Consider the following 8177-nt stretch of genomic DNA (forward strand, 5'->3'; position numbering starts at 1 on the left):
ATCCCGATCAACCGCGTCGTGGAGCTGGGCACGCAGATCGAGCTGTGAGGGCGGCGCCCACGGATTCCGGCCGCGCAGCCGTCGCGGGCTGACCGGCAACGCGGCTGGCCGCCATGAACGAGGCGACCCGAAGGCCGCCCCGTGCGGTCAGTGAGCGTGCCGGCTGCCGCTCCCCGTTCGGATCGTTCGGCCCGCCGCCGCCCTCGGGCACGATTCCATCGATGTTCCGGGTCGGGTGCTGGATGTCGCAGGCAAGTGCGGGCGGGGCAGGACTGCTTCAGTCCTCGTCCTCCGTTTCATCGCCAGCGTCTGCGTCGATGTCGATGATCGCGTTGGTGCCGCGGTAGCGGATTTGTGCCTGCAGTTCCTGCAGGGCGACCGTCAGATCATCACCAGCATGCCGGGATGCGAGCGACCGGGTAATCAGATCTTCGAGACGTTGGGCCCGCCGGCGGTTGGCAGGGTCGCGACTCGATGGATGCAGGAAATCGCGGCGGCGCATCCGGTGGCGCAGGATGAACAGTGCCAGCCGGGCAGCGGCACGAAATCTCACCTTGTAATTGATGGCGTTGATTTCTTCTTCGAGCACCATCAATGCGGCATCGGCAAGCCTGTCTGCGGAAATGGCATTGAGGACTACACCGGCGGTTTCCCGGTAGGCCAGCGCATCGCCGGCTGCACGCAGCACGAAATTGGAAAGCTTTTTTCCGTCTTTCACCGCACTGATCGAGCAGTCAGCGCAATATCGGAACAGGCTGTCGAGGTCGGCTTCGGTGCAGAGCACCTTGCCGGCATGCAGCACCAGGGTCGGGTCACTGACGGTGCCTCTGGCGATCAGCCGGTAATAATGCACGATTTCGTCGGGGCAGGCCGCGTAGAGCGTTGCTCCAAGCCTGGACAGGTTCCGGCGTGTCTGGATGTCCTGTCTGGTCCGGGCATGCTTGACGGCACTGAAGTCCGAGTTGAGGCAATTGCAGAATTGCTCGATGCAAGGCTGCATCTGCAAGGCAAATTCTTCAGGGATGTTTCCGTCTGAATCAAAGGCAGTGCAGGCGGTCCGATCCGGGTTGGCGCCCTGTGTGAGAAGATATGGGCTGGTGCGCAGACCGGCGAGGCTGCGGGTTTGAACGAGGAGTTTTTTGTACTGACTGTGCGCAGTGGTTTTCAGGGGGCTGGCCGTGAATTCGGTCAAGGCTTTCAGAATCGTCAGGCCGTCACCGCGCTTGTATTTCCAGAGCAGCCGATGCGTACGCTGCGGTGCAATGTCCGGATGACCCAGACCTTGCAGTTCCAGTTCGAGCAGGACATCTTCCCGTGAGCCGGTGATCGCGGTCATTGTGGTCCAGTCCAGCAAAATCGCGGACTGCCCGAGGATGCCGGATTTCGTGGGGCGTATCTCGACGCGCGCATAACCCTGAGCCGGGGTCTGGGTAACCTGCAGACTGATTTCGACGGTTGTGGATGGCGGGACGGGCAGCAGGGTTTCGCTGCGGCGCGCTCCGGCTTCGTCCTCTTTCAGCAGGTAGAAGACCAGCGAGCGCGTGTCTTTGGCGACGATGAAACGATCGGCCAGCGTATGCGTGTAACTGCTGCCCCCGGCGACGCGCTCGGCAGGCTCGATCAGTTCGGCAAACGCATGCTCGCCGGCGCGCAGCACGTTGATTTCCAGCATCGGCAGGAAGTCGTAATAGGCGATCTCGCGGGCGCCGAGGCGGGTCGCGCTGACGCTGCAGCCACGGGCAACGAGGGCGTCCCGAAGTCCGGCGGTGACGATGCGCCGGCTTGTGGAACTGCCGAGGGCCGAAGTGAGGCGCTTTTGCACGTAGTGGCCGAAGGCCAGCGGCGCAGCGCCGTCCGTGGCAAGCGCGGCATCGTTCAGCGGGCCTTCGATCAGGATCAGCGCGGCGTCCTGCAGGGCCGCCGGAGTGCTCGCGAGGACTGCATCGAGGCCGCGGCGCAGGGCATCGGCCAGCGCGCCGCCGAGGTGCGCCGGTCCCTGCAGGAGGCGCCAGCCGCCGGGGGCCTGCGCATCGGGCTGCAGCTCGCGCTGCCCCGCGCGTCCGAGCAGGACGTTCCAGGCCCAGGGGCCACTGCAGAGCGCCGGCTCCGCGCAGTCCAGCTCGCGCGCCAGCAGCCGGCTCAGGTTCCCGTGCGGCCAAGGCTGCCAGCTGCGCAGGCCATCGCGCCGGCGCACCGGGACCAGCGTCAGACGACCGCCCTGTTCGACGGCTTCGAGGCCGTAGCTGCCCAGGGCGATGCCATCGGCCAGCAGCTGCATGACGCAGGCACTGCGACCATGCAAGGCCTGCAGCGCCCGGGCATCCAGCGCTTCGCCCCAGCCGAGCAAGGCCGCGACCGGGCGCCACAGCAGGCTCAGGTCGATGCCGGCGCGTGCCGCTCCGTCCAGCAGCCGGGCGCGGGTGCGCTCATCAAACCCGTCGGTGTCCGGCACCGCTGCCACGGCGGTGCGGACCCGCGCGGGCAGCAGGCCGGCCAGATGCCGGCCGAGCAGACGGGCCGCTTCGGGGGCGTCGACTTCGTGGGCGTCGAGAGGCGCATCGTCGTCGTGCCCGAGCGCCCGCAGCAGGCTCAGCACCGGCAGGCGGATGCCGTCTTCGGCCGGCCAGCCGCTGCGCCCGGCCGGCGCGTCCAGCGCCATGCGGCCGGTCAGGACGCCGAGCGGGGACGCGTCGATCACCACCGGCGGTGCGGCTGCCAGCCGCAGCGCACCGTCCGGCAGCACGGTGCAGTCACAGACGCCGTTGAGATCGATGCCGGGCGAGAGGCTCATGCGAACAGCCTCTCCAGGCTGTCCTGCAGGGTCAGCGCGAACTCGGCAAACGCCTCGCGGATGCGCGCCGGATCGGCCGACAGCGTCAGGCCATAGACCCGGCCGGCCTGGGTGGCGAATTCCGGTGCCGCATCGTGTTTCGAGCGGATCACCAGCCCGCGGGCGCGGATCCGGTCGTCGCCATGCAGGGCCTCCCGGCGCATCGCCTGATCCAGGGCTTCGTCGGCGGAGGCTGCCAGCGTTTCCAGGCTCAGGGGGACATCGGTGACGCCGTGCGCCGCCCACACGCAGAGGCTGCGCTGGCGGCCATCGCGGCCGTCACGCAGCACGATGACGGCGGTGCAGCCGAGCGCATGCTGCCACGGCGCCACGGCGGCAAGGCCGGCGGGCTGCGCGGCGGGCTGCGGCAGGCCGGGATCGAGCACTTCGGCCACCAGCGGCCTGCCCCGCAGCGTGAGCAGGAACACGGCCAGCCGGGCGAGCGTGTCGGACCAGCGGCCGCGGGCCTGCTCGCGCCGCAGCCGCAGCGGTGCCTGCAGGCGTACCTGCGGATCGGCGATGCGTCCGAGTCCGATGACGACCGCGAGCCGCACGAAGTCGGCCCAGAGCCGTCCCTGCCAGCGCCAGAGATCATCCTCGCGCTGCTCGGCGCTCAGCAGTTCGCGATAGGCCCGCCAGATCACGCGATAGCGGGCGTCGTGCTGCAGCACGAAATTCGGCAGCACCGGGGCGACGGGGTCGCTGATGCCGGCGGCGCGCAGCTCGCGGTGGCAGTTGCGGCACAGCGCCTGATAGCGGCCGACCCGCCGCGCGCGCTCGCTGAGGCCGAAGCGCTGGTTGGCGTGCTGCCAGAGTCCGGCTTCCTCGATGCTCAGGCGCAGGAAGTCCTTCAGCACGCGATTTTCCAGCGTGTCGAGGTTTTCCTCGCGGGCGACGCCGAGCAGACGCTGGCGCGGGCCGGCCTTCTCGGCCACGGACAGGCCGGGCCTGCGGATCATCCATTCCAGACAGGCGGTATCGAGTTCCTGGATGCGGTCGATCGGCATCTGCTGGCGCGTGCGCTTCAGCACGCGCCGCGGATGTCCGGCCGTGGCTTCGACCAGCGCCGGCAGGCGTCCGGCGTGCTCGACGATCAGCGCGTGGCGCGCTTCTTCGGCTTGCGCCTGGCGCTCGGGCCAGGCGCGCTGCAGCCGGTCCCAGGCGGTCGGGTCTTCGCGCCAGCCGGCATCGGCATCGGCATCGGCGGCCTCGACCTCGCGCAGGCGTCCGAGGGTCTGGTGCAGGAATTCCAGCATGGCGAGGGCAGCCGGGGTGTCGGCTGCGCCGCCGCGCGGGCGCAGCAGCGCTGCCTGCAGCAGCAGTTCGCAGTCGAGCGGCGGCTGGCCGCTGCGGTGCAGGTCGATGCGCACCCGACGCTCGCTGCTCAGCGCCGCGCCCGGCAGGGCATGCAGCTGCATCGGAGCGCCGTCCCACGGGAATGCATCCCCCAGGGGCTGCGTGCTCCAGCGCCGGCCGCTCAGCTTCAGCCCGGTACCGGCCGCTACCGCCAGCGCCGTGCCGTGACGGCCATCGAGCTCCACGGCGTCCCCGGGGCGCAGGGCATGGCGCACGGGCCGGCCGTCGAGCGGGGTCTGCGCGAACAGTCCCCAGGGCAGCGACAGCACGAACGGGATCATGCCGACTCGCGGCGCACGCCCGTCCACAGGAACGGCCGGCCGCTGCCGTCATCCTCGCGGGCGCGCCGGAAGGCGGTGGCCAGCTTCGGGTCGTCCAGATCGACCTCGATCAGCCGGCCGATGCGTTCCAGGTGCGAGGCGACGCCGGCATCGCCGAGATCGACGCCGCGCAGCTTGGGCAGGATGCGCTGTTCGAGCTGGTCGGCGAAGGCGAGACGCGCACAGGCCAGCGCATCGCCGGCGCCGGGTTCGGCGACGCCCGGGTAGTTGGCGACGTAGGCGAGCATGGCCTGGTTGACCCGGTGCGCGAACGGGCGGTGCAGGCCGTCGAGATCCTCGTTGAGGTGCTGGATCCAGCGCTCAACCGGCTGCTGCACGGCTTTCGGCAACTGGCCGAACGACCGGCGCCAGCCATGCCAGCGGGATTCAGGCAGATAGCCACTGGCCGGCCGGCCGTCACCGCTCAGGGCCTCGCCGACCAGCCGGTCGGGGCGCGGGAAGCGCAGCAGGTTGGCGCGATCGAGCACCTTGTCCGAGAGCGTCTGCGTCGATTCGTCCTCGTTCATGGTGCCGACGAACAGCAGGTTGTGGCCGGGGTAGATGCGCGGCGGCACGCCGCCGGCCCCGCCGGCATCGAGCACGATTTCGGAATTGCGGATGCGTTCGGGATCGTGGTCCTTCGGAGCCGGCCGGCCTTCGAGCTGGCTCAGGAACTCGCTGAAGTAGTACTCGACGCGTGCGAGGTTCATTTCATCGAGCAGCACGAGCAGCAGGCGGTCGCGGTACGGCCGGGCGTGCGGCCAGTTGTGGGCGTCGAAATGCACGAGGGCCCGCGCGAATTCGGTCGCCTTGTAGCGTTTCTCCAGATAGTTGTAGAAGCCGAGCATGTCCTGCGGGCTGTCCCAGCGCGGCTGCACCGGCAGCTTCAGGAAGTGGATGCCCATCGCCTCGGCGTAGCGGCGCGGCAGCTGGCTCTTGCCGGTGCCGGAGATGCCGGCGAGCACGGTCAGCGGGCTGATCGTCGCGGTCTTGAGCGCGGTGTGGAATGCATGCAGCGTGCGTTCGGGGAAGCGCAGGCCGAGCGCGGACAGATGCGCCTGCACCCGTTCGAGCGCGGCCGCCTCGCCCTCGTCGCGCTGCGGCTTTGGCAGCAACGGTTGTGCGCCCGGGCTGCTGGCACCGACCAGGCAGGCCGGGGGCTGTTCGAGGTCGGCGAGCGCGTCGCCCTGCGCATCCTCCGGCTGCCGGGCGGGGGCAAGCGCGGCAAGCTCGGCGCGCCGGCGGTTGAGTTCCGTTTCGGCGCTGTCGAGCTGCATGCGCAACTGCTCCAGTCCTTGCCGGACCTGAGCGGTTTCGGCGACGAGCCGTGCACGTTCGGCCGTCAGCACTTCGTGCTCGGCGCTGCCGGCAGCCATGGCCTGCTGCAAGGTTTCGAGCTGCGCCTGCAGTGTCGGCAGCCGGGCCTGATGACGGCCGATGTCGTCTTCCAGCGCGTCATGCTGCACACGCAGCGGGTCCAGCCGGCGCTGCAGCTGGTCGACTTCCGCCGCCAGCGGCTCGCGTGCGTCGGTCAGGGACTGCAGTTCCGAACGACGGGCGTCCGCTTCCTGCTGCAGGTACTCGATGCGGGCTTCGAGCAGCGTCTGCAGGGCGTGCAGGCGCCGCAGCTCGGCATCGAGCGTTTCATGCCGGGTGCGCAGGCTGTCCAGTTGCTGGCGGTGCCCGTCGACTTCGGCGGCCAGCGGCCCGCATTCGGACTTCAGGGCATCCCGCTCGTCCGTGATGGCGGCGGTTTCCTCCCGCAGGGTTTCGAGTTTCGCTGCCAGCATCGGCAGCAGGGTCTGCAGGCGCTGGATGTCGTCCTGCAGCTCGCGCGAACGCCCGGTCAGGGTGTCCTGCTGCCGGTGCAGGTTTTCGGTTTCCTGCAGCAGCGCGTCGCGTGCGGCACGCAGCGCCGGGAGTCCGGCCTCGATCTGCCCGCGTTCCATACGCAGGCGTTCCAGTTCGGGGCCCAGGGCTTCGAGTGCCCGGAGGGCCTGCTGCTCGTCACGCTGTGCCGCATCCCGTGCCTGCCCGGCCGCGGTCAGGGCGGTCTGCGCATCGAGCAGGCGCGCTCTTGCCTCGCGTTCGGCGGCGTCGATCGCTTCGATTTCGGTCTTGCGCTCATCGAGCAGTGCCAGCGCGGCCCGGGCACGTTCGGCCTCGCGTTCGAGCTGTCCGGATTCGGCGCGCCGGGTCTCCAGCGTGTCGAGGGTGGCCGCGAGCCGGGTGCGCAGTTCGCTCAGTTCCTCGGTCGTGCCGGCGATCTCGGCCCGGCGACCGTCGAGGCCGGCGAGGTCTTCCTGCAGCTCCTTCAGCTGTGCGCTCAGGGCGTCGCGCCGGGCGGCCAGCGTTTCGGTTTCGGACTGCTGCCGGACCCGGTCGGCGCGCAGCTCGCCGAGCCGGCCGTCGAGCCGGGCGAGTTCCTCGCGCCGCGCATCGAGCCGGGCGACCACGTCTTCGAGAAAGGCTGCCGCCGGCATGCGCCGCAGGGCCGCGCTGTAGTGCAGGCCGCAGACGAGTGCGATCAGCACGCTGAGGATGCCGGCCAGCGCACCGCCGCAGGCAAGCCAGATCAGGGTGTTGGTATCCAGTGTCATGGCAGGGACATCCTTGCAGGCATCAGCGGGAGACGGCGTCGGGGCTGATGGCCGGTGCGGCCGGGGCGGGCACCGGGGAGGCGGGCAGGTCCGGCGGCGGGGCGGCAGCGGTGACGGCCTGTACGGCGTCGCGTTCGGCGCGCAGACGCCCGATCTGTTCGCGCAGGCTCAGCACGGTGGCTTGGTCCTGGGCGATGCGGGTGCGCAGGGTTTCGCCTTCCGCGGCCTGGGGCCTGAGCGTCGCCAGCGTGGCTTCGAGGGCGACGCGCTGGCGGTCGAGCTGCCCGACCTCGGCGCCCAGGGATTCCTGGCGCGCCCGGATCTGCGCCAGTCGGGTCTGCTGGTTCTCCAGCTCGGCTTCGGCCCTGGCGGCTTCGCTGCGGGCGGCTTCGAGGTTCCTGCCGGCTGCTTCCAGGCGCGCGGCGTCGGCTTCGAGGGCGCTCCTGCGGGCCGTCAGGGTATCGAGCGTCTGCGTGAGCGCCGCGACCTCGCGCTCGGCGCGCTGCTGCTGTTCCTGCAGGCGCTTCAGTCCGGCCTGTGCCTCGGCGGCGGCACTGACCGTGCCGTCGAGTTCGGTCTTCTGTCGGCGCAGGCGCGCGACTTCCTCGGCGAGCTGGGTCTGCTGGCCCCGGGTTTCGCCGAGCTGGCCCTGCGCATTCGACAGCGCGGCCTGGGCCGTCTGCAGATCGCGATTCAGCCGTTCGAGCTGCTGACGGGCACCGTCAGCGGCGCGCTGCGCTTCGGCGGCGGCACTGACCGTGCCATCGAGTTCGGTCTTCTGCCGGCGCAGGCGTGCGACTTCCTCGGCGAGCTGGGTCTGCTGGCCCCGGGTTTCGCCGAGCTGGCCCTGCGCATTCGACAGCGCGGCCTGGGCCGTCTGCAGATCGCGGTTCACGCGCTCCTGCTGCTGGCGGGCGGCTTCGGCAGCGCGCTGCGCATCGGCGGCACCGCGGGTGTCGCGCTCGAGTTGCTGGCGCTGCTGGTCGAGCCGCGCGAGTTCCTGTTCCAGTCGCTTTGCCTCGTCCTTCAGGCGATCGCGCTCGGCACCGGCGGTGGTGACGGTCCGCTTCA

General features: G+C 70.2%; 3 protein-coding genes and 1 pseudogene. All 4 read right to left on the reverse strand.

Features of this window, described 5'->3' with window-relative positions; genetic code table 11:
* Positions 1–277: 277 nt before the first annotated feature.
* A complete protein-coding gene (locus PKE44_RS11670; RefSeq protein WP_324551316.1) occupies positions 278–2791 on the reverse strand; it encodes a hypothetical protein in 2514 nt (837 codons plus the stop codon).
* On the reverse strand, positions 2788–4467 hold the full coding sequence (locus PKE44_RS11675; protein ID WP_324551318.1) for a DUF2357 domain-containing protein: 1680 nt from the start codon (positions 4465–4467) through the stop codon (positions 2788–2790). The genes PKE44_RS11670 and PKE44_RS11675 overlap by 4 nt, the downstream gene beginning before the upstream one ends.
* Positions 4464–7106: a hypothetical protein gene (locus PKE44_RS11680; RefSeq protein WP_324551319.1), complete on the reverse strand. Its 2643-nt coding sequence runs from the start codon at positions 7104–7106 to the stop codon at positions 4464–4466. The genes PKE44_RS11675 and PKE44_RS11680 overlap by 4 nt, the downstream gene beginning before the upstream one ends.
* Before the next feature lie 22 nt (positions 7107–7128).
* Positions 7129–8177, reverse strand: a pseudogene (locus tag PKE44_RS11685) (hypothetical protein); the annotation flags it as partial.

Origin of the sequence: Plasticicumulans sp., assembly GCF_035331805.1 — a bacterium.
GTDB lineage: Bacteria > Pseudomonadota > Gammaproteobacteria > Competibacterales > Competibacteraceae > Plasticicumulans.

Coding starts and splice junctions, on each gene's coding strand:
- PKE44_RS11670 (WP_324551316.1), bottom strand. CDS start 2,791: ATGAGCCTCTCGCCCGGCATCGATCTCAACGGCGTCTGTGACTGCACC.
- PKE44_RS11675 (WP_324551318.1), bottom strand. CDS start 4,467: ATGATCCCGTTCGTGCTGTCGCTGCCCTGGGGACTGTTCGCGCAGACC.
- PKE44_RS11680 (WP_324551319.1), bottom strand. CDS start 7,106: ATGACACTGGATACCAACACCCTGATCTGGCTTGCCTGCGGCGGTGCG.